Origin of the sequence: Massilia sp. UMI-21 (genome assembly GCA_015277795.1) — a bacterium.
In the GTDB taxonomy this organism is placed as follows: domain Bacteria; phylum Pseudomonadota; class Gammaproteobacteria; order Burkholderiales; family Burkholderiaceae_D; genus Telluria.
In genome coordinates this window covers 1,414,676-1,435,182 of record CP063848.1, presented here as the reverse complement: position 1 = coordinate 1,435,182, position 20,507 = coordinate 1,414,676, and the positions used below count along the sequence as shown (strand labels likewise).

Annotated in this window: 19 protein-coding genes; 7 read left to right on the top strand and 12 right to left on the bottom strand. The window is 63.2% G+C overall.

All coding sequences use genetic code 11. The features are described from left to right. Positions 1 to 19: 19 nt before the first annotated feature. The 8 genes from IM543_06395 to IM543_06360 all read right to left on the bottom strand — a co-directional run bounded on the left by IM543_06395 (position 20) and on the right by IM543_06360 (position 10,370). On the bottom strand, positions 20 to 511 hold the full coding sequence (locus IM543_06395; protein ID QOY95488.1) for an MgtC/SapB family protein: 492 nt from the start codon (positions 509 to 511) through the stop codon (positions 20 to 22). Between the two features lie 69 nt (positions 512 to 580). Next, the gene (locus IM543_06390; protein ID QOY95487.1) at positions 581 to 1,834 is read right to left on the bottom strand and encodes a Zn-dependent hydrolase; all 1,254 of its coding nucleotides are present in this window, start codon (positions 1,832 to 1,834) and stop codon (positions 581 to 583) included. Between the two features lie 10 nt (positions 1,835 to 1,844). Continuing rightward, positions 1,845 to 3,236 carry a dihydropyrimidinase gene (hydA, locus tag IM543_06385; protein QOY95486.1) on the bottom strand — a complete coding sequence of 464 codons (1,392 nt, stop codon included), beginning with the start codon at positions 3,234 to 3,236 and terminating at the stop codon, positions 1,845 to 1,847. Between the two features lie 11 nt (positions 3,237 to 3,247). Next, positions 3,248 to 4,750, bottom strand: a complete 1,503-nt coding sequence (locus tag IM543_06380; protein QOY95485.1) for an NCS1 family nucleobase:cation symporter-1 — start codon at positions 4,748 to 4,750, stop codon at positions 3,248 to 3,250. 88 nt (positions 4,751 to 4,838) lie between these two features. Next, complete coding sequence (preA, locus tag IM543_06375; protein QOY95484.1) at positions 4,839 to 6,116, bottom strand: NAD-dependent dihydropyrimidine dehydrogenase subunit PreA; 1,278 nt, start codon at positions 6,114 to 6,116, stop codon at positions 4,839 to 4,841. Next, positions 6,104 to 7,492 carry an NAD(P)-dependent oxidoreductase gene (locus tag IM543_06370; GenBank protein ID QOY95483.1) on the bottom strand — a complete coding sequence of 463 codons (1,389 nt, stop codon included), beginning with the start codon at positions 7,490 to 7,492 and terminating at the stop codon, positions 6,104 to 6,106. Before IM543_06370 ends, preA begins: the two co-directional genes overlap by 13 nt. Positions 7,493 to 7,557: 65 nt before the next feature. Beyond that, entirely contained in the window at positions 7,558 to 9,051 is a 1,494-nt protein-coding gene (locus IM543_06365) for a CoA-acylating methylmalonate-semialdehyde dehydrogenase (GenBank protein ID QOY95482.1), read from the bottom strand. 2 nt (positions 9,052 to 9,053) lie between these two features. Then, entirely contained in the window at positions 9,054 to 10,370 is a 1,317-nt protein-coding gene (locus IM543_06360; GenBank protein QOY95481.1) for an aspartate aminotransferase family protein, read from the bottom strand. Here IM543_06360 and IM543_06355 point away from each other — a divergent pair. The 7 genes from IM543_06355 to IM543_06325 all read left to right on the top strand — a co-directional run bounded on the left by IM543_06355 (position 10,369) and on the right by IM543_06325 (position 15,373). Then, positions 10,369 to 10,566 carry a hypothetical protein gene (locus tag IM543_06355; protein ID QOY95480.1) on the top strand — a complete coding sequence of 66 codons (198 nt, stop codon included), beginning with the start codon at positions 10,369 to 10,371 and terminating at the stop codon, positions 10,564 to 10,566. The genes IM543_06360 and IM543_06355 overlap by 2 nt on opposite strands. Positions 10,567 to 10,603: 37 nt before the next feature. Next, complete coding sequence (locus IM543_06350) at positions 10,604 to 12,043, top strand: PLP-dependent aminotransferase family protein (protein QOY95479.1); 1,440 nt, start codon at positions 10,604 to 10,606, stop codon at positions 12,041 to 12,043. Positions 12,044 to 12,050: 7 nt separating this feature from the next. Continuing rightward, the gene (locus IM543_06345; protein QOY95478.1) at positions 12,051 to 12,695 is read left to right on the top strand and encodes a TetR family transcriptional regulator C-terminal domain-containing protein; all 645 of its coding nucleotides are present in this window, start codon (positions 12,051 to 12,053) and stop codon (positions 12,693 to 12,695) included. A 27-nt stretch (positions 12,696 to 12,722) separates the two neighbouring features. After that, positions 12,723 to 13,286 (top strand): GNAT family N-acetyltransferase, encoded by a 564-nt coding sequence (locus IM543_06340; protein ID QOY95477.1) that lies wholly within the window; start codon positions 12,723 to 12,725, stop codon positions 13,284 to 13,286. 198 nt (positions 13,287 to 13,484) lie between these two features. Then, positions 13,485 to 13,700, top strand: coding sequence for a hypothetical protein (locus tag IM543_06335; GenBank protein ID QOY96544.1), 216 nt, complete (start codon positions 13,485 to 13,487; stop codon positions 13,698 to 13,700). A 3-nt stretch (positions 13,701 to 13,703) separates the two neighbouring features. Beyond that, entirely contained in the window at positions 13,704 to 14,603 is a 900-nt protein-coding gene (locus tag IM543_06330; GenBank protein ID QOY95476.1) for a histidine kinase, read from the top strand. Beyond that, on the top strand, positions 14,603 to 15,373 hold the full coding sequence (locus IM543_06325; protein QOY95475.1) for a response regulator transcription factor: 771 nt from the start codon (positions 14,603 to 14,605) through the stop codon (positions 15,371 to 15,373). Before IM543_06330 ends, IM543_06325 begins: the two co-directional genes overlap by 1 nt. Before the next feature lie 19 nt (positions 15,374 to 15,392). Here IM543_06325 and IM543_06320 read toward each other — a convergent pair whose 3' ends face one another. The 4 genes from IM543_06320 to IM543_06305 form a co-directional block, all read right to left on the bottom strand. After that, positions 15,393 to 16,049, bottom strand: a complete 657-nt coding sequence (locus IM543_06320) for a DUF2076 family protein (GenBank protein QOY95474.1) — start codon at positions 16,047 to 16,049, stop codon at positions 15,393 to 15,395. Positions 16,050 to 16,135: 86 nt separating this feature from the next. After that, positions 16,136 to 17,164, bottom strand: a complete 1,029-nt coding sequence (locus IM543_06315) for a hypothetical protein (protein ID QOY95473.1) — start codon at positions 17,162 to 17,164, stop codon at positions 16,136 to 16,138. A gap of 7 nt (positions 17,165 to 17,171) precedes the next feature. Beyond that, positions 17,172 to 19,643 (bottom strand): hypothetical protein, encoded by a 2,472-nt coding sequence (locus IM543_06310; protein ID QOY95472.1) that lies wholly within the window; start codon positions 19,641 to 19,643, stop codon positions 17,172 to 17,174. Between the two features lie 13 nt (positions 19,644 to 19,656). Then, positions 19,657 to 20,496, bottom strand: coding sequence for a DUF4123 domain-containing protein (locus tag IM543_06305; GenBank protein QOY95471.1), 840 nt, complete (start codon positions 20,494 to 20,496; stop codon positions 19,657 to 19,659). Between the last annotated feature and the right edge of the window lie 11 nt (positions 20,497 to 20,507).

The window sequence follows — 20,507 nt, the reverse complement described above, 5'->3', positions numbered from 1 at the left end:
GCGCCGCCTCGCTTCCGGCTTACTTCTCGGTATGCCTTTGCTTGCCCGTCAAGTCCACGCGCAGGATCGCCAGGATCGCCAGCGCAAGCAGCGCGCTGAGTACGGCCGAGGCCTCGCGCCCCATCCCGGCCGCGACGCCCACCGCGGCGGTCAGCCATACGCTGGCGGCCGTGGTGACGCCCCTGACATCGTCTCCGTTGTAATGCTTGAGGATGGCCCCGGCGCCGATGAAGCCGATACCGGCGGTCACGCCCTGCAGGACGCGCGAGATATCGCCGATCTCCATCCCCGCCTGCAACGGGATCAGCACGAACAGGGCGGCGCCGAGCGACACCAGCATGTGGGTGCGCAGGCCTGCCGAGGCGCCGACCGTCTCGCGCTCGTAGCCGAGCATCCCGCCCAGCACCACGGCCACGGTCAGGCGCACCACGATGCGCGTGATGTCCTCGACATTGCCGAGGTCCGAAAATTCCTGCTGTACCGTGAGCCAGCTCCGCTCCAGCCAATCCATGCAATACCTCCCGAGAAGACCCGGGAATGATGCCATTTTTTCAAGAATGACAGCGCCACGCAGGCAGCGTCAGCCGGCAATGCCGGCGCGCTCGAGCATGGCATGCAGCAGCACGTTGCAGCCGGCTTCCAGGTGCGCCGGCTGGGCGTCCTCGATCTCGTTGTGGCTGATCCCGTCCTTGCAGGGGACGAAGATCATGCCGGCAGGCGCGACCCGGGCGGCGTAGATGGCGTCGTGGCCGGCGCCCGACACCACGTCCATGCTCGCATAGCCCAGCTTTTCGGTGGCGGCCCGCACGGCGTCCACGCAGTCCGGATGGAAGGGGCATGGCGGGTAATAGGAGACGCGCTCGATCGCGATCCGCAGGCCGCTTTCCTCGCGGGTCTGGTCCACGAAGGCCAGCATCTCCTCGTGCATCGTGTTCAGCAGCGCGTCGCTCACGTTGCGCAGGTCGATGCTGAACTTGACCTCGCCGGGGATCACGTTGCGGCTGTTCGGGAACACCTGCACCATGCCGACCGTCCCGCGGCCGTAGGGCGGGTAGCGGTTCGCGATCCGCACCGTTTCCTGCATGATGGCGGTGGCCACCTGCAGCGCGTCACGCCGCAAGCCCATCGGCGTCGGTCCCGCATGCGCTTCCATGCCGGTCACGGTGCAGTCGTACCACGACAGGCCCATCACGGCCGGCACCACGCCGATCACCTTGCCGGCGTCTTCCAGCACCGGCCCCTGCTCGATGTGGGTTTCGAAATAGGCGCCGATCGGGTGTTTTCCGGGCACCTCGTCGCCCAGGTAGCCGATGCGCTCCAGTTCCTCGCGCACGCTCTTGCCCTCGGTGTCGCGGGCGGCGTAGGCCGTCTCCAGCTTGACGGCGCCGCAGAACACGCCCGAGCCCATCATCACCGGCACGAAGCGCGAGCCTTCTTCGTTGGTCCAGAAGGCGACCTCGATCGGCGCCTCGGTCTGGATGTTGCGCTCGTTCAGGGTGCGCACCACTTCCAGCCCGGCCAGCACGCCGTAGTTGCCATCGAACTTGCCGCCGGTGGGCTGGGTGTCCACGTGGCTGCCGGTGACGATCGGCAGCAGCGCGGCATTGCGTCCCGCACGCCGCATGAAGACGTTGCCGATCTGGTCGACCGTGACCTCCAGCCCGGCTTCGCGTCCCCACCTGACCACCAGGTCGCGGCCCTGGCGGTCGAGATCGGTCAGTGCCAGGCGCTTGACGCCGCCCTTCTCGGTGGCGCCGATGGCGGCCAGGTCCATCAGCGATTGCCACAGGCGCTCGCCGTTGACGTACAGCTCATCCTTGCGCGGCTCGTTCATGGGTTTCTCCTCAGGCCACGGTAGCGGTAAAGGCGGGACGCGCGACGTAGCGGCCCGCTCCGGCTTCGGCGCGCAACGCGCCGCGTTCGAACACCAGCTTGCCGGCGGCGACCGTGTGGGTCGGGATGCCGCGCACCGTGCGGCCCTCGAACACGTTGAAGCCGCCCTTCGCGTGCTGGGTCTTGGCCGAGATGGTGCGGGTGCCGTTCGGGTCCCAGACCACGATGTCGGCATCCGCCCCGACCGCGATCAGGCCCTTGCGCGGGTACATATTGAAGATCTGGGCCGCATTGGTCGAGGTGACGCGCACGAATTCCATTGGCGTGAGCAGGCCGGTGTTGACGCCCCCGTCCCAGACCACCGCCATGCGCTCCTCGACACCGCCGCAGCCGTTCGGGATTCTGGTGAAATCGTCCTTGCCGGCCGCCTTCTGCTCGGCGCAGAAGGTGCAGTGGTCGGTGGCCGTGGTGTGCAGGTTGCCGCCCCGCAGGCCCTGCCACAGCGCCTGCTGGTGGTGGGGGCTGCGAAACGGCGGGCTCATGACGTGGCCGCGCGCGAAGTCAGGATCGGGGTGGCGGTAGACGCTGTCGTCGATGACCAGGTGGCCGGCCAGCGCTTCGCCGTACACCCGCTGGCCCTTGGCGCGCGCCCGTTGAATCGCCTCCAGCGACTCGGCGCAGGACACGTGCACGATGTAGACCGGGGTGCCGAGCACGCCCGCGATGGCGATCGCGCGGTTGGCCGCCTCCGCTTCGACTTCGGGCGGGCGCGAGAGCGGATGGGCCTCGGCGCCGCGCATGCCTTGTGCCAGGAGCTCCTGCTGCAACTGGTAGACCAGCTCGCCGTTCTCGGCATGGACGGTCGGGATCGCGCCCAGTTCGAGGGCGCGCCGGAAGCTCTTCACCAGCGTCTCATCGTCGGCCATGATGGCGTTCTTGTAGGCCATGAAGTGCTTGAAGCTGTTCACCCCGTGCTCGCGCACCAGCACGCCCATCTCTTCGTGCACCGAAGGGTCCCACCAGGTGACGGCCACGTGGAAGGTGTAGTCGCCGGCCGATTTTTGCGCCCAGCCGCGCCAGGTGTGGAAGGCCTCGAGCAGCGACTGCTTCGGATCGGGAATCACGAAATCCATGATCGTGGTGGTGCCGCCGGCCAGGCCGGCCGCGGTGCCGGTGAAGAAGTCGTCGGCCGTGACGGTGCCCATGAAGGGCAACTGCATGTGGGTGTGGGTATCGATCCCGCCGGGCATGACGTACTGGCCGCCGGCGTCGACGATCGTGGCGCCGGCGGGCGCCTCGAGCTTGTCGCCCACCGCCGCAATCCGGTCGCCCACGCACAGCACATCGGCGCGGACAGCACGGTCGGCGTTCACCACGGTACCGCCACGGATCAAGGTAGTCATGCACATTCCCTTCAGGTTGGATGGTTCGCCGTGCGCGGCACCTGCAGCGCGCGGCCATTCATCATCATCAGGCCATACACGATGGCCGCGATCGTCACGCCGACGAACCAGGCATAGGTATAGATGGTCTTGAAGGCCTCGCCCACGTCCGGGAACATGTTCGGCAAGGCCGCATTCAGGAAGCCGGGCAGGTTGGGCAGCACCCCGGCCGCGAACGCCACGATGGCGGCGGCGTTCCAGCCGCCCTTGTACGAATAGGCGCCGCCCTCCCGGTACAGCTGGTCGACGTCGAGCCTGGTCTTGCGCACCAGGTAGTAGTCGACCATCATGATCCCGGCGATCGGTCCGAGCAGGGCCGAGTAGCCGGTCAGCCAGATGAAGATGTAGTTCTGGGTGGTCTCGAGTATCTTCCACGGCATCATGGCCAGCGCGATGCCGGCGGTGATGTAGCCGCCGATGCGGTAGGAGATGCGCTTGGGCGACAGCGCCGAGAAGTCATAGGCCGGGCCGACCAGGTTGGCCGCCAGGTTGACGCTGGCGGTGTCGATCAGCAGGATCAGCAGCGCGACCAGCACCGCCACGCCGGTCATGCGGCTGGCCACGTCGACCGGGTCCCACAAGGCCTTGCCGTACAGGACGATGGTCGCCGAGGTGACGGTGACGGCCAGCGCCGCGAGCAGGGCCATGGGCAGCGGCAGGCCGAGCGTCTGGCCGACCACCTGGTCGCGCTGGGTCTTGGCGAAGCGGGTGAAGTCGGGAATGTTCAGCGCCAGCGTGGCCCAGTAGCCGATCATGGCGGTCAGCGACGGCCAGAACACGCTCCAGAACAGGCCAGCCTTGGGTCCGCCCTCGACGAACTGGGAAGGCTGGCCGAGCAGCGGGCCGAAGCCGCCCACCTTGTCGTACACCCACCACAGCAGCAGGAAGCAGATCGCGATCTTCAGCGGCGCGGTATAGGTCTCGAGCTTGCGGATCGACTCCATGCCATGCACGATGAAGTACATCTGGATCGCCCAGAAGCCCAGGAAGCAGGCCAGCTGGCCGAGGTTGATGCCCAGGCCGGGCAGGTTCTCGCCGCCGAGCGGCGCACTGGCCGCCCCGCCGAGCAAGACCCCGAGCAGCGTATAGATCATGCTGCCGCCAAACCAGGTCTGGATGCCGTACCAGCCGCAGGCGACGATCGCGCGCATCAGGGCCGGCAGGCGCGCGCCCCGGGTGCCGAAGGAGGCGCGCGCCAGCACCGCATAGGGGATGCCGTACTTGGTGCCGGCATGCCCGATCAGAAGCATCGGCACCAGGACGATCAGGTTGGCCAGGAACACCGTGAGCACCGCCTGCCAGGCCGACATGCCGCCTTCGATCAGGCTCGATGCCAGCATGTAGGCGGGAATGCTGATCACCATGCCGACCCAGAGGGCGGCAAAGTGATACCAGCGCCAGGTACGCTGCGCGGCGCTGGTCGGGGCGAGGTCGTGGTTCCAGAGGTCCTGGCTGGCGTCGTTGCGTGCTGTCACGGGGTCTTTCTCCAATAGGGTTGCGGTAGCGGGCCAGTGTAGCGTAATCGTACGTACCGGCGCGAGTGCCAATCCCTCCCCCGGCCGGTCAGGCCGCCGGCCCGGCGTGCGGATTGCGCGGGTCCTGGGTCCAGTTCATGTAAGGCTTGCCGGTATCCTGCGGCACCATGCTGATGCAGTCCTGAACCGGACAGGTGATCTCGCACAGGTTGCAGCCCACGCACTCGTCCTCGATCACCTCGTAGCGGCGCTTGCCGGCATCGTCCACCAGTTGCGCGACGGCCTGGTGCGAGGTGTCCTCGCAGGCCACCCAGCACTTGCCGCAGCCGATGCACTTGTCCTGGTCGATCCGGGCAATCACCTGGTAGTGCATGTCCAGGTACTTCCAGTCGGTGGTGTTCTGCACCGCCTTGCGCGAGAAGGCCGCGATGTTCTGGTAGCCCTGGCTGTCCATCCAGCGCGACAGGCCGTCCTTCATCTCTTCGACGATGCGAAAGCCATGCAGCATGGCCGCCGTGCAGACCTGCACGCTGCCGGCGCCGAGCGCGATGAACTCGGCCGCGTCGCGCCAGCTCTGGATGCCGCCGATGCCGGAGATCGGCAAGTTGCGCGTGGCCGGGTCGCGCGCGATCTCGGCCACCATGTTCAGGGCGATCGGCTTCACCGCCGAGCCGCAGTAGCCGCCGTGGGTGCTGGCCCCGCCCACGATCGGGAAGGCCACCATCCGGTCGAGGTCGAGGTGGGTGATGGAGTTGATCGTATTGATCAGCGAAACCGCGTCGGCCCCGCCGGCCAGCGCGGCCCTGGCCGGATGGCGTACGTCGGTGATGTTCGGGGTCAGCTTGACGATCACCGGCAGGCGCGTGTGCTTCTTGCACCAGGCGGTGACCATCTGCACGTAGTCAGGCACCTGGCCCACCGCCGCGCCCATGCCGCGCTCGGGCATGCCGTGCGGGCAGCCGAAGTTCAGTTCGATGCCATCGGCGCCGGTGGCTTCGACCAGCGGCAGGATCGCCGCCCACGGCGCTTCCTCGCAGGGCAGCATCAGCGAGACGACCAGGGCACGGTCCGGCCAGTCCTTCTTGACCTGGGTGATCTCGCGCAGGTTGATCTCCAGGCTGCGGTCGGTGATCAGCTCGATGTTGTTGAAGCCGATGACCTCGCGGTTCTTGCCGTAGTGGGCCGAGTAGCGCGACGAGACGTTGACCGCCGGCGGGTCTTCGCCGAGGGTCTTCCACACCACCCCGCCCCACCCCGCCTCGAAGGCGCGCACCACGTTATAGGCCTTGTCGGTCGGCGGCGCGGAGGCCAGCCAGAACGGGTTCGGGCTCTTGATGCCGCAGAAATCGATGCTCAGGTCGGCCATGCTGCCTCCGTATTGGTTCCAATGCGCACCTGGATGTCGTGGTGGATCGCCAGGGCGGCCAGCTTGCCGTGCTGGACCGCCTGCACCGTCAGGTCCTGTCCCGGCGCGACGCAGTCGCCGCCCGCGTAGATGCCCGGCAGCGCGGTGCGGAAGCGCTCGTCGACCCGGATGCGATCGCCTTCCCGTGCGAGTTCGCGCGCCAGCGGCTCGCTAAAGCCTTCTTCGCCCATGCTCTGTCCGATGGCCTTGAACACGGCATCGGCCGCGATCTCGACGATGCCGCCGGTACGCACCAGGCGCCCCTCTTCCATGCGGGTCTGCTCGAAGCGCATGCCGGCCACCCGGCCCGCCTCGTCCAGCAACACCTCGAGCGGCGCCGCCCAGGTGCGGATGCGCACGAAATTCGCCTTGGCGATCGCGATTTCGTGGCCGGTCGCGCTCATCGATTCCAGGCCGCGGCGGTAGACCAGGGTCACGTCCTCGGCGCCCATGCGCCTGATCTGCACCGCCATGTCGATCGCAGTATTGCCGGCGCCGATCACGAGCGCGCGGCGCGGCACCGGCAAGCGCGAGAGATCGCTGGCCTGGCGCAGCGCGGCGATGTAGTCGATCGCCGCCACCAGGCCGGGCGCATCCTCGCCCGTCAGTCCCAGCGCGCGGCTGGCCTGCAAACCGATGCCCAGGAAAACCGCGTCGTAGCGCGTGTGCAGCTCGGCCAGGCTCAGGTTCTCGCCCAGCTTGCGGCCATATTCGATGTGGATGCCGCCGATCGACAGGAGGAAGTCCACCTCCTGCCGGGCGAAGTCGCCCGGCAGCTTGTACTTGGCGATGCCGTATTCGTTCAGGCCGCCCGCCTTCGGTCGCGCCTCGAACACCACCACCTCGTTGCCCAGCATGGCAAGGCGGTGGGCGCAGGACAGGCCGGCAGGCCCGGCGCCGACCACGGCGACCAGCTTGCCGGTCGATGGCGCGCGCTCGAAAGGATGGCCGGCAAAGACGGCATGGTCGATCGCATGGCGCTGCAGCAGGCCGATGCGCACCGGTTCGCGCTCGGCCGGGTTGTTGCGCACGCAGGCGTCCTCGCACAGGATCTCGGTGGGGCAGACCCGGGCGCAGCTGCCGCCGAAGATGTTCGCCTTCAGGATGCCGTGGGCGGCGCCGGTGAGGTTCCCGTCGTGGATGTTCTTGATGAAGCTGGCGACGTCGATGCCGGTCGGGCAGGCGTTCATGCAGGGGGCGTCGTAGCAGTACAGGCAGCGCGCCGCCTCGACGGCGGCCTGGCGCGCCGTCAAGGGCGGCGCCAGGTCGGTGAACTGCGCGGCGAGTTCGCCGTTCGACCCTGCCGCGGGCGGCAGGTGCTGGAGTGATTCGATCATGTGCATCCCTTGTTGTTGTAGGTCGACGACATGCTGCAGCCCGGCACCTCCGGGCACCACCACTGCTACTTCATCTGCGGAAAGGCGAACTGCGGCCCGCTGCTCGCAGTGTTGGGCCAGCGCTCCATGACCGCCTTGTGGCGCGTATAAAAGCGCACACCTTCGGGACCGTAGGCGTGGTGGTCGCCGAACAGGCTGCGCTTCCAGCCGCCGAAGCTGTTGAAGGCCATCGGCACCGGCAGCGGCACGTTCACGCCCACCATGCCGACCTCGATCTGGCGCACGAACTCGCGCGCCACGCCGCCGTCGCGGGTGAAGATGGCGACGCCGTTGCCGTATTCGTTGGCGTTGATGAGTTCCACCGCGCGGCCGACATCCGGCAGGCGCACCACGCACAGCACCGGGCCGAAGATCTCTTCCTGGTAGATGCGCATGTCGGGGGTGACGTGGTCGAACAGGGTGCCGCCCACAAAGAAGCCATTCGGGCAGCCCTCGACGCGGTAGCCGCGGCCGTCGACCACCAGGGTGGCGCCCTGCTCCACGCCCTGGCCGATCAGGCGTTCGATGCGTTCCTTGGCGGCGCCGGTCACCACCGGCCCCATTTCCGCCCCCTCCGCCATGCCGTCGCCGACCTTCAGCCTGGCGGTGCGTTCCGCCAGTGCCGCGACCAGCTTGTCGCCGGCGTCGCCGATCGCCACCGCCACCGAAATCGCCATGCAGCGCTCGCCCGCGGAACCGTAGGCGGCGCCGATCAGGGCGTCGACCGCCATGTCCATGTCGGCGTCCGGCATCACCACCATGTGGTTCTTGGCGCCGCCCAGGGCCTGTACCCGCTTGCCCTTGCTCGATCCACGCGCGTAGATGTATTCGGCAATCGGGGTCGAGCCGACGAAGCTGATGGCCTGCACCTCGGGGTGGTCGAGCAGCGCATCGACCGCCACCTTGTCGCCCTGGACCACGTTGAAGACGCCGTCCGGCAGGCCGGCTTGCTGCAGGAGCTGCGCATGCAGCAGCGAGGCCGACGGGTCACGCTCGGACGGTTTCAGCACGAAGGTATTGCCGCATGCGATCGCGACCGGGAACATCCACATCGGCACCATCACCGGGAAGTTGAAGGGCGTGATGCCGGCCACCACGCCGAGCGGCTGGCGCATCGACCAGGCGTCGATGCCGCGCGCGATCTGGTCGGTGAATTCGCCCTTGAGCATCTGCGGGATGCCGACCGCGAATTCGACCACCTCGATGCCGCGCGCGACTTCGCCCTGGGCATCGGCAAAGGTCTTGCCGTGCTCGCGCACGACCATGGCGGCGAAGTCGTCGGTGTGCTGCTGGCACAGCTGCAAGTACTTGAACAGGACGCGCGCGCGCGCCAGCGGCGGCGTGGCCGCCCAGGCCGGAAAGGCCGCCAAGGCCGCGCCGACGGCGGCGTCGACCTCGCGCGGCTCGGCCAGCGCCACACGCGCGCAGGGTTCGCCGCGCGCCGGGTTGTAGACATCAAGCTGGCGGCAGCCTTGCGCGTGCGTCAGTCGTCCGTCGATGAAATGGGAAATCAGGGTCATGGTCAGTCCAGGTTCTTGAGGATGTGGGCCAGCTTGCCGAACAGTTCGTCGATGTTCTGCTTGTTCAGGATGAGCGGCGGCGACAGCGCGATGATATCGCCCGTCACGCGGATCAGGATGCCGTCCGCAAAGGCCTGCTTGAAGGCGCTGTAGGCGCGCGCGCCCGGTTTGCCGGCGATGGGTTCGAGCTCGATGCCGGCCACCAGGCCGATCGAACGCAGGTCGATCACGTGCGGCAGGCCGCGCAGCGCATGCAGGGCGTCTTCGAAATACGGCTGCACGCTCCTGGCGTTTTCGATGACGCCCTGCTCGCGGAATACCTCGAGCGTGGCCAGCGCGGCCGCGCAGGCCAGCGGGTGGCCCGAGTAGGTATAGCCGTGGAACAGCTCGATGCCGGCCGGCGCCTCCATGAAGGCGTCGTGGATGAAGCGCTTGGAAAACACGGCGCCCATCGGCACCACGCCGTTGCTCAAGCCCTTCGCAGTGGTCATCATGTCCGGCTCGACGCCGAAATAATCGCTGGCGAAGGGCGTGCACAGGCGCCCGAAACCGGTGATGACCTCGTCGAAGATCAGCAGGATGCCATGCTTGTCGCAGATCTCGCGCAGGCGCTTGAGGTAGCCCTTGGGCGGCACCAGCACGCCGGTGGAGCCGGCCACCGGCTCGACGATCACCGCCGCGATGGTGGAGGCGTCGTGCAGGGTCACCAGGCGTTCCAGCTCGTCGGCCAGCTCGGCGCCGAAGTCCGGTTCGCCGCGCGAGAAGGCGTTTTTCGACAGATCGTGCGTGTGCGGCAGGTGATCGGCACCCGGCAGCAGCGGGCCGAAGCTCTTGCGATTGTTACCGATGCCACCCACCGACAGGCCGCCGAAGCCGACCCCGTGGTAGCCGCGCTCGCGGCCGATCAGGCGCGTGCGCCCGCCCTCGCCGCGCGCCCGATGATAGGCCAGCGCCATCTTCAGGGCCGTATCGACCGCCTCGGAACCCGAATTGGTATAGAACACGTGGCCGAATTTGTGGCCGGTGTAGTCCATCAGCTGCTCGGCCAGGTCGAACGCGGCCGGGTGACCCATCTGGAAGGTGGGGGCGAAGTCGAGCTGGCCGACCATGTCGCTGACCGCCCGGGTGATGCGCGGCTGGGCGTGGCCGCAAGGCACGCACCAGAGGCCGGCAGTACCGTCGAGCACACTATTGCCGTCGACATCCTTGTAATACATCCCCTCGCTTGACACCAACAGGCGCGGATTGGCCTTGAAGTCGCGGTTATTAGTGAAAGGCATCCAGAATGCGGACATCGAGGTGGGCCTGGATTCGTTCATGCGATTCTCCCCGCCATTGAATGGCGAAAAATTTTTACCAGTTGGCAAAATATTGATCAATAATAGTCAGCAAGGCAACACCGGCACAGATACACCAAGGGCAGAACCGACCAACCGTACAGGCAGCACAGCCTGTACAGTTTTGTGGAGTGGTGGCGATGGAAGAAGCTGTTCTGACAGAGATGTTTCCTTCTGAAACCTTGCATCCGGCGTCCACGAGTGGCGCCTCCAGTATGGCACCCAGCGTGGCATGGCCGCTGCTCGCGATCGACAGGGCCAGGCGCGGCAGCCTGGTCGAGCAGATCGTCGGAACGATCTCGACGATGGTAAACGAGCGCCAGCTTGGTGCCGGTACGAAAATGCCATCGGTTAGACAATTCGCAAAGTGCAATGGCGTCAGCACATTCACCGTGGTGGAAGCCTACGAGCGCCTGCACCAGCTGGGCTTGCTGTCCTCGCGGCGCGGTTCCGGCTTCTTCGTCACACGCAGCCCGCCGCATATTTCCTGCGCGCCACTCCCCTCCCAGCCCTGCCTGCAATCCGAGATCGACGCCCTCGCCCCCGACCTGTACAGCGGCCAGGCCGAGGCGCTGCCGGTCGGCGCCGGCTGGCTGCCGCCCGAGTGGTACGGCGAGAACACCATCCTCGATGCCGTGCGCCATGCGATGAAGATCCCGGCGAGCCGCCTGCGCGGCTACGGCCACCCGCTCGGCTTTCCCTCGCTGCGCCAGCAGCTGGCCGCGAGCCTGTCGGACGAACTGTTTCCGGTCGACGCCGACCAGGTCCTGCTGACCAACGGCGCGACCCACGCCTTCGACCTGGTGCTGCGCACGCTCACGCGCCCCGGCGACGTGGTGCTGGTCGAGGACCCCGGCTACGGCAACCTGCTGACGCTGGTACACCACCACGGCTGCGTCCCGGTCGGCATCCCGCGCAGCGGGGACGGCCTGGACATGGAGGAGCTGGCGCGCCAGGCCGCGCTGCTGCATCCCAAGCTCATGTTCGTCAACACGGTGCTGCAAAATCCGCTCGGCACCTCGCTCTCGCAGGCCCAGGCGCACCGCCTGCTGGCGCTGGCCGAGCAGTTCGACTTCTGGCTGGTGGAAGACGACATCTACCGCGAACTGGCCGCCCCCGGCGAGGCCTCGCTGGCGGCGATGGACGGTCTGCGCCGCGTGATCCGGGTCGGCAGTTTTTCCAAGACGCTCTCGCCCGTGCTGCGGGTCGGCTCGCTGTGCGCCTCGCGTTCGCTGCTGCCGGAACTGCTGCGCGTGAAAATGGTGGCGGGCCTGACGACTTCCGAGATCAACGAACGCGCCGTGTTCCACGCCATCGGCGCGCGTGGTTACCGCCGCATGGTCGAGCGCCTGGCCAGCCAGCTGGAAGATGCGCGTGAACGCACGCTGGACGGGCTGCGCGACATCGGCATGCGCCCGCTGGCCCGTCCGCGCGGCGGCATGTTCGTCAGCGCCGGCTGGGACGAGACGCCCACTGCGGGGCGCCACGGCCGGGCCATCGCCGACGCCGCCCTGAAGGCCGGCATCCTGCTGGCCCCCGGCGAATTCTTCACGCAGCGCGAACCGGGCCGGATCTGGTTCCGCTTCAATGCCGCCTATTCGGCCAACCCGCGACTGCTCGACTTCCTGCGCGAATTTCTGCCCAACCGGCGCTGAGGACACCATGGACATTCAGGTCAAGGAACACATGAGCGACAGCGCCCGGCGGCGCGACAGGCTGGAAGGCGCCATCCTGGCCGCCGCCACCCGCCTGTTCGCCGAGTGCGGCTTCGAAGGCGCCAGCATCGCCACCGTGGCCGAGCGGGCCGGCATCTCGAAGCAGAACCTGCTCTACTACTTCCCGACCAAGAACGACCTGTACCGGCGCGTGCTCGACGATGTGCTCGACGACTGGCTGGCGCGCATGGCGCACCTGGCCGATGGGGATGGCGAGCCGGCCGGGGTGCTGCGCGCCTACGTCGCCGCCAAGCTGCGCTTCTCGCGCGAGCAGCCCTGGGCCTCGCGGGTGTATGCGATGGAAGTCATCGGCGGCGCCAAGTTCTACGGCGAGCAGATCCGCGCACGGGTGGTGCCCCTGCTGCGGCGCGACATCGAGGTGTTCGAACGCTGGATGCGCGAGGGCCGCATCGCCCGCGTCGACGCCACCCACCTGCTGTTCGCGCTGTGGGCCATGACGCAGTCGTATGCCGACTTCGCGGCCCAGATGACGCTGGTGCTGGACAAGCCCGAACTCGGCGGCGGTGACTTCGAGGATGCCGAGCGCCTGATCGGCGACCTGGTGGTGCGGGCCTTGGCCGCTACCGGGTGATCGGGCAGGAGTGTTATCCTTTCGCTCATGTCCGGCTTTCCCACTCCCCTCCTGAGCACGGAGCGGCTCACCCTGCGTCCCCTGGCGATGCAGGACGCCCCCGACCTGTTCGCCGTGTTCTGCGACCCGGCCGTGGTGCGCTACTGGAGCGCGGAACCGTGGACCGCGATCGGCTCTGCCGAAAGCGCCATCGCCCATGCGCTGGCTGCCTACCGCGACGGCTCGGAGCTACGTTTCGGGATCGAACTGGCGGCTACCGGCGCGCTGATCGGCACCGTCAACCTGCATCACGTCTTCCCGCAGAACCGCCGCTGCGAACTGGGCTATGCGCTCGGCAGTGCGCACTGGGGCAAGGGCTACGCCACCGAGGCGCTGGAAGCCGCGCTCGACTACGCTTTCCACGAACTGTGCCTGAACCGCATCGAAGCCGACATCGACCCGCGCAACGCCGCCTCGGCCGCCGTGCTGGAGCGGATGGGCTTTCGCCGGGAAGGCTATATGCCGGAACGCTGGTTCGTGCATGGCGAAATGGCCGACACGGTCAACTATGGGCTGCTGCGCAGCTACTGGGATGCGCGCGGCCGGGTTTGATGCCCCCGCCGATGCCCCCGCCGAAAGGGATAGAATCTCCCCCGCTTATCGGGCCACGCTGCCGCCAACACCGGGTTTTCTACCGTTCGTCGGATCGCCATGGCGCCGCCCGCGCGCGGGGGCTAGAGTAGCGTCATCTACTCAACCGAAGGACGCTCGCATATGACAACCTCCCGCTTCGATTCGTTCATCGCCGACATGCAAACCATCGGCCGCAAGACCCACCGCGCCGTGCGCTCGGGCGCCCGCACCCTGGCCGCCCTGCCCTGGCCTTCGCTGCTGGCCGTGTCGATCGGCCTGGCCCTGGTCCTGAGCATCGTGCCGCTGGCGCTCACGCTGTTCGTCGGCTTTCTGCTGCTGAAGTTCCTTGCCGCGGCCCTGTTCGGCCGCCGTCCAGCCCAGATCGTGGAGTAAGCCATGGCCGCCGCATCGATCAACCGCGCACTCGACTTCGTGCGCGAAGCCGTCAGCGAAGCGGGCGCCCTGTGGTGGGGCTTCTTCGACTGGCTGGCCCTGGTCGAGTGGCGCAAACTGTACGTGACCTGGTTCCTGGTCTTCATCTTCGGCATCTCGTTCAACCTGAGCGAACCGGCGGTGTGGTTCATCCTGCTCTCGTTCGGCGTCAAGGTACTGGCCGGCGGCAAGCGCCGCGCCGAACTCACCGCCCGCGAAGCGGCCGAGAAGGCCGACGTGGCCACCCTCGAGCGCCGCCTGATGGAAGCGCAGATGGCCACCCTGCAGGCCCAGGTCGAACCGCACTTCCTGTTCAATACCCTGGCCCTGATCGGCCAGCTGATCGAGACCGACCCGAAGGAAGCGGCGCGCGTGCATGCGCACCTGATCGAGTACCTGCGTTCCTCGCTGCCGCAGATGCGCACCAAGGGTGGCGGCATAGGCGGCACCCTGGGCAAGCAGGTCGAACTGTCGCGCGCCTACCTGGCCATCATGCAGGCGCGCATGAAGGAACGCCTTCAAGTGCGCTTCGAGGTGCCCGATTTCCTGGGCAGCGCGCCCTTCCCGCCGATGATGCTGCAGACCCTGATCGAGAACTCGATCAAGCACGGCCTGGAACCGAAGATCGCCGGCGGCACCATCACCGTGCGCGCCCATGTGGAAGACGCCACCCTGCACGTGGACGTGTGCGACGACGGCGTCGGCATCGACATGCACGCCGACGAGGGCGTGGGCCTGGCCAACATCCGCGAGCGCCTGGCGCTGCTGTTCGGGAAGGACGCCGAGCTGGTCATCGAGATGCCCCCGGCAGGCGGCGCCTGCGCCTCGATTCGCCTGCCCTACAGGATGACGGAGTTCGACTGATGAGCCAAAGCAGCCCGACCGCCCTGATCGCCGACGACGAAGCGCCGATGCGCGAGCAGCTGCGCATGCGCCTGCAGGAAGCCTGGCCCGAACTGCGCATCGTGGCCGAAGCCGCCAACGGCGCCGAGGCGCTGGACATGGCCGCGCGCTACCTGCCGGACATCGCCTTCCTCGACATCCGCATGCCCGGCATGGGCGGCATCGACGCCGCGCGCCAACTTTACAACCGCTGCCACATCGTGTTCGCGACTGCCTACGACCAGTATGCGCTCGACGCCTTCGAGCAGGGCGCCATCGACTACCTGCTCAAACCCGTGACGCCGGCACGGCTTCAGACCACCTGCGAGCGCCTGCGCGCCCGCCTCACGCGCGCGCCGCAGGAGATCGGCGCCCAGTTGGCCGAACTGGGTACGCTGCTCAAGGGGGGCGGCGCCGCCAAGCCGAACTACCTGAAGTGGATCCAGGCCCAGGTGGGCGGCAGCCTGCGCATGGTCAGCACCCGCGAGATCCTGTATTTCCAGGCCGACGACAAGTACACCTGCGTGCAGACCGCCACCGCCCAGCTCCTGATCCGCAAGACGCTCAAGGAACTAGCCGACGAACTGGACCCGGACGAGTTCTGGCGCATCCACCGCTCGACCCTGGTGCGGGTGGACGCGATCGCCGAAGTGTTCCGCGACCTGCGCGGCCGCCAGATGATCAGGCTGCGCAACTTCCCGGGCGAGCTGGAGGTCAGCCGCAACCACGGGCATCTGTTCCAGCAGATGTGATGCCTTTGCCGGCCCAGTTTTAACCGAACAGGCCTTCGTCGGAACCGTCGCCGTCGAAGAAGCCGCCGTTGTCTTCTATCCCGCCACTTCCATCGCCAGGCAGGCTGTCGCCGGTGCCAATGTCGTTCAGGCCGGCCTGCTCGGCCAGCGCACTGCCCGACAGGTCGCCGCTTTCCGCCAGGTGCTCGCCGCCTAGCAGGTGGGCGCCGCCGTGGTCATGGAACATGTTGTCGAGGCCGTGGAACAGGAAGCTGCCGGCGGCGACACCGACCGCGGTGGCGGCGATCGAACCCAGCGAACCACCGCCGCCGCCGCCCAGGAAGCCGCCCATGCTGCGGCCTATCGATCCGGGCGAGGTGTGCTGGTAGTGCATGTGCTCGGATTGCGGGTGGCCGGCATGGCGGCGCCTGCCCCAGGAATTGGGGTCGAGGAATCCGCCGCTGCTTTGACTTGGCTGGTGCTGGAGCTGGCTCTCTAGCGCGGCGATCTGGGCCCGTGCGCTGTCCAGGGCCTGCTCCATCAGCAGCGCGCGCTGGACCAGCAGGTAGGCGGCATCGGGTTGTTGGACGACAGCACGCTGGATGAGCGCATCGGCTCCGGGGTCTTTGTGGATGCCGCGGGCCTGGATGAGTTGGGTGAGGAAGTCATGCAGTTGCTGGCTATCGGATGGGCTCATGAGGGTGCTCCTCATCGAAGACCTGATCAAATCTGCATGTTGTGGGCTTGTCAGCGATTTCAAGACCGGTTATGCGCGACAATGCATTACAGTGTGCTAAAACCTACCCCTGCTGCGAGTGCAGCTTCGGGGTAAACAGCAACACGCCCTCCATCGGCCGCTCCCTGGATTGCATAAGGATCATCTGGTTCAATTGCGCAGCTAGCCTCGACCTCTTCGGGCCAGAATGGAATTTTGCTAGTTTGAATTGCAAAAATTCGAAACACACTCACTACGAAACAGAACGGGAACATAGCAAAATACAAAAGAGCCGGCGCCCCTGCAAAATTTGCGAATATCCTTTCAAATCCAAGGCTCACATTTTCGCGCTTCTGATCGATGGGCATGCAGAATTGAATTTGGCTTAAAATTTCTTGCGGACCTTCCTCCATATATCGCCGAACAAACTCCCAGTGGGCTCGAACAAAATCTTCAGAGAAAAAATTGGCAGTGTTCCCCACAAACTCTGCTGCTTCAAGTGTCCCTGAGTAGCTCAACGCGAAAGTCTCGCGAACCGTCTTCCTATCGGCGTCAAGTATGTGGGCCCGAACTTCCCAAAGATTTGATGCCGGAATGGTTCCTAACGTAAAAAATAGGTCTTCCCACGGATATGCCAGCACCGTGCCGTTAGTGCGAAAAAAATAAACCTTTCGATTCTTGCGATTAAAACGCATCGGATAATGGGTATATGCAAAGGATTCTTTTCGCAATAGACAAAGGACGCCCCAACCGAACAAACAGAACACAAAGAGCATTCCAATCCCGTTTGCAGTGGCAACATCAGCATCAAGTGTCGACTGGAGGATGCCCATTCCCTGCAAAAACAGTTTCAATCCCATCCATCCAAAGACTCCACTAATAACAAGCAGGACAGCAGACGTGATTGCGGTAGCCGCGCCCTTCCATCCATACCACTTATCCACCGTTTCAAGAAACGTGGAATTCATTTTGATCACACTAAGTTGATAACGGGGAATCAGACCAAGAGGTCGATCTTGCTTCAACTGATGGGCACGCTCCTGCTCGGTAAGTAGGCGATTAATAGGATATTTGCCGATAAGGCCGGAGAAATCCATAATTACCTCACTTGAGTGCCTGAATTAGCTGAGATTGCTCAGTTTCCATGTCTGCATAATGCTGACTCTCCAGGAGCCCCCAAGGACAACGTTCAAGCCAATCTTGAATCGGATTATCCTTGATACGGTCGATAAGCAAACCTACCACAATAGCCAAGACGAATAAAAATCCAATTACTGGAATTGCTGCGACACCCAGAATTGCGGGGAACGACAATGCCAAGGCTAGACCAATACCAATTGCTGACGAAGCGCCGTAAAGCCATGCTAGGCCGACCTGATTCTCGGATAAAGCACCATAGGCTTTAAACCCGTCTAAAACCGCAAGGTATAAGCCAGCGCATATTCCACCAACCTTTCCGCCGAGGTGGAAAACGCCACCTGCCTTGGCGATTCCTTGTCCAAACCGTAGGCCTAGACCGGCCCTTGATTTCATAACTCCGCCAATAATTTCTGCTGATGTAGAAAGCATTGCTGCGATACCGGCATGAAGTCGACCAACTGCATCTTTCTTTTCGTTGCTGAGACTCTTTTTTTCGTCTTCCCACACCTTCGTAAAACATATCAGCTGCACAATTGCCATTACAACTTTCGGAGCATTCGCGTTGACTACACTCCTCCATCGCACCAAATTTGTATTTTCTAGAGCCTCGACAGTTCCCATGCTTTTTGCGATCCAATTCGCTTGCTCCTGCGGAGTAAGATTTGCTGGCATGCTCTTGATCAGATCTTTATCAGCAACTACAATCCATTTCTTTTTTGCTTCTCCTTCAAGTCGAACACCATGGATTTGCAGCCGTTTCAACTCAGCCTTCACGGCACGCTTCATCTGAGGTTCGCTTATTTGATTCGCATTTGACTGCAGCAACTGACGTACCAGATATTCCAAGAATTTTTTCTTTGAACCAGTGACTTCGCACACAACTACTGGATGACCGGATACTATGCCCGTAGCCATGACAGCCGCACGAAATGCGGCGCTTCCATCCATCACCTTGTTAAAGGCTCGTGCAATCGGACCACTTATCTGCACAAGAAATTTTGCTGCAATATCCTGAGCATCATTGTCAAAACGGCCAACTGCTGCATCATGCGTTGCAAACAGATTATCCCAAGGTATTTGACGAAAACTGACATTAGCGGACATTGCATTCTTGATGGCATCTATAGAAGTCGATTGATTTAGCACCAATGCTCTCAAAAGTAAATTCTTTGGGTCCGATATATCTCCGTCAAGCCACTCCTGATATAAGTCAGAACATACCTTCTTATCTTGCGTGGCAAGTATACAATGGCTTAATGCTACTGTGTATGTCTTCCCAGAGTCTTTGTTCCGCTGATCATAGTTGCATTCAAAATAGTCGCTCAAACTAGAACTTTTCATCCATGCAACGTGCGCGAGCGCCAGAGGCGAAATGTAATTTTCGTCAAATTTACTGAGTTCACTTCCGTAAAATTTAAGCCACGCGTCTCGCTTTTTATCATTGAATTTTTCATCATATTTTTTCCATGCTTCAGCAGAAGCACGCTTCAGCTGCGCATAATTAACGCTCCGGATTCTTTCCGTTGTCTCACGTGTTGATTCCAACATCCAGTGACCAAACGGGTCATTGGCAAGTCGTTGGTCCGCAATCTGTTCTGCTCCTTCCATCTCCATTTCTTCGGCCTGAAGAAAAACCGCGGTTTTTATTTGATCAATTGCCATGCTTGCCGCTATCTTCCGTTTGTCTTCCGGGTTCTTGTTGACAAAGGAGTCTGCATTGTGTTTCATTAAAAAAGCAAGCTCCTGCGCCAATCCTGCTGGATCGGGCAGCGTTATGATCAATGCGGAGCCTTGCCTCATGGAATCGCATTCGGACCGAAGCCGAGCAGCATGGGCGTGCCGTGAAATGAACGCAAATGGACTTCCGTCAAAGCTGCTCTTCCCCTGAACCGGACTCATCGCATACTCAGCGACAAGAGTACCGAGTTGTGCGATAGGATGGTGGGGCTTCTGACTTCTTTTCAGAGCAGCCTTGACGTCAACTTCAATCATGTGCCGCGAACGATAAGCGGCGTCTTCGTTTCTTTTACGGACAGCGTCGGTCCACAACACGTCGCTAAAACCTATCCACACTTTGGAGGCATTCTTTGGATCCGGTATGGTGATGCAGCTTGCGATAGCGCGGTGTCCTTCGTCTGGACAGTTAAATGACTTCTGCGGCACGACAGGTGTGGCACCGGCAGTTTGGAAGATTTTGAAAAGAAATCCGTCTGGTGTAACGAAATACGTTTCCCAACGCCGACGTGACTCGTCAAACACGTTGACGTATCCACTTCGAAGCACACGTTTGGTGTAATGTGCAACAGATGGAGCTATATCGATCGGCAAACCTGACGCCAAAGGAGCGCCTGAGTCTACCGGTGCAACTGCGTGGCGTACTAGCAGCAAAGGCAAGCCCCGCTTATCACAGAATTCGCACGTTTTCGTCGAGTTCATATTGTTTTTCCACTTAATGGAGCGAGGCCCAGACCGTGTCTTCAATCAGTGCCAAACGATCCGATAGGCTGGTAGTTTCTTCAGATGCGGGAGGTAATTTGATGGCACTTGCAATCGCGGGGTGCTCATCGAAAAGCGGATCAAACAAGAGTCCACGTGTTGCATATTCGATCAGATCAGCTTGCTCACTTAGTCTGTGACGAGTGACGGCGCGCTCGATCAACTGCTCGGCCAGCACCGCTTGAGATTCCAACGCACGCAAATCTTGGATTCCCGCACTAATTAGTGCTCGGTTCACGATGCCTATCCTTTCGATACGCGCCCAGTCCCATCCGATAGGCCCAATTGATGGCAGATTTCCCTCAGCCTCGCTTTTAGCTTCACGCAGAGCGGTAGTCCAACTATTGCCGATCCAGTAGTGAAACCTTTGTGCTTGTCCAAACAAGCCACGACGCTGCATTGGATTCAACATTCGGAGAAGTTGATGGAGAACCCTGGAGTCGTGTATTCGCAGCCAGAAATTGCGTTTGTTATAGCGCCTTACAAGCTGAACAGCATTCCAACGGCGCGCAAATTCATGTGTATCAGACAAAGTAGCGACGAATATTGCTACGGATGATGAGGCAAGGTGCCCTTCGCATGCCCCTTGCAGGATGGTGCAGAGAGCGTTAAGGCGATCTTCAGATAGTTGCTGGAGGTCGACCGCTCCGGGCATAAGATGCGCGCTTTGCGACAGGCATTTTGGTACCAGAATTTGGGCAATAATATCTTCTGGTAATAAATTAAGTATTACTGGATCAACGACAGCAAACCGATATTCACGGACTGCCGTCAATGCGAGGCTCTTATTCATTTTATCTTCCC

Coding starts and splice junctions, on each gene's coding strand:
- IM543_06335 (QOY96544.1), top strand. CDS start 13,485: ATGCAAACCATCGGCCGCAAGACCCACCGCGCCGTGCGCTCGGGCGCC.
- IM543_06325 (QOY95475.1), top strand. CDS start 14,603: ATGAGCCAAAGCAGCCCGACCGCCCTGATCGCCGACGACGAAGCGCCG.
- preA (QOY95484.1), bottom strand. CDS start 6,116: ATGGCCGACCTGAGCATCGATTTCTGCGGCATCAAGAGCCCGAACCCG.
- IM543_06355 (QOY95480.1), top strand. CDS start 10,369: ATGCGATTCTCCCCGCCATTGAATGGCGAAAAATTTTTACCAGTTGGC.
- IM543_06345 (QOY95478.1), top strand. CDS start 12,051: ATGGACATTCAGGTCAAGGAACACATGAGCGACAGCGCCCGGCGGCGC.
- IM543_06365 (QOY95482.1), bottom strand. CDS start 9,051: ATGACCCTGATTTCCCATTTCATCGACGGACGACTGACGCACGCGCAA.
- IM543_06370 (QOY95483.1), bottom strand. CDS start 7,492: ATGATCGAATCACTCCAGCACCTGCCGCCCGCGGCAGGGTCGAACGGC.
- IM543_06330 (QOY95476.1), top strand. CDS start 13,704: ATGGCCGCCGCATCGATCAACCGCGCACTCGACTTCGTGCGCGAAGCC.
- IM543_06395 (QOY95488.1), bottom strand. CDS start 511: ATGGATTGGCTGGAGCGGAGCTGGCTCACGGTACAGCAGGAATTTTCG.
- hydA (QOY95486.1), bottom strand. CDS start 3,236: ATGACTACCTTGATCCGTGGCGGTACCGTGGTGAACGCCGACCGTGCT.
- IM543_06390 (QOY95487.1), bottom strand. CDS start 1,834: ATGAACGAGCCGCGCAAGGATGAGCTGTACGTCAACGGCGAGCGCCTG.
- IM543_06320 (QOY95474.1), bottom strand. CDS start 16,049: ATGAGCCCATCCGATAGCCAGCAACTGCATGACTTCCTCACCCAACTC.
- IM543_06360 (QOY95481.1), bottom strand. CDS start 10,370: ATGAACGAATCCAGGCCCACCTCGATGTCCGCATTCTGGATGCCTTTC.
- IM543_06350 (QOY95479.1), top strand. CDS start 10,604: ATGGCACCCAGCGTGGCATGGCCGCTGCTCGCGATCGACAGGGCCAGG.
- IM543_06305 (QOY95471.1), bottom strand. CDS start 20,496: ATGAATAAGAGCCTCGCATTGACGGCAGTCCGTGAATATCGGTTTGCT.
- IM543_06310 (QOY95472.1), bottom strand. CDS start 19,643: ATGAACTCGACGAAAACGTGCGAATTCTGTGATAAGCGGGGCTTGCCT.
- IM543_06315 (QOY95473.1), bottom strand. CDS start 17,164: ATGGATTTCTCCGGCCTTATCGGCAAATATCCTATTAATCGCCTACTT.
- IM543_06340 (QOY95477.1), top strand. CDS start 12,723: ATGTCCGGCTTTCCCACTCCCCTCCTGAGCACGGAGCGGCTCACCCTG.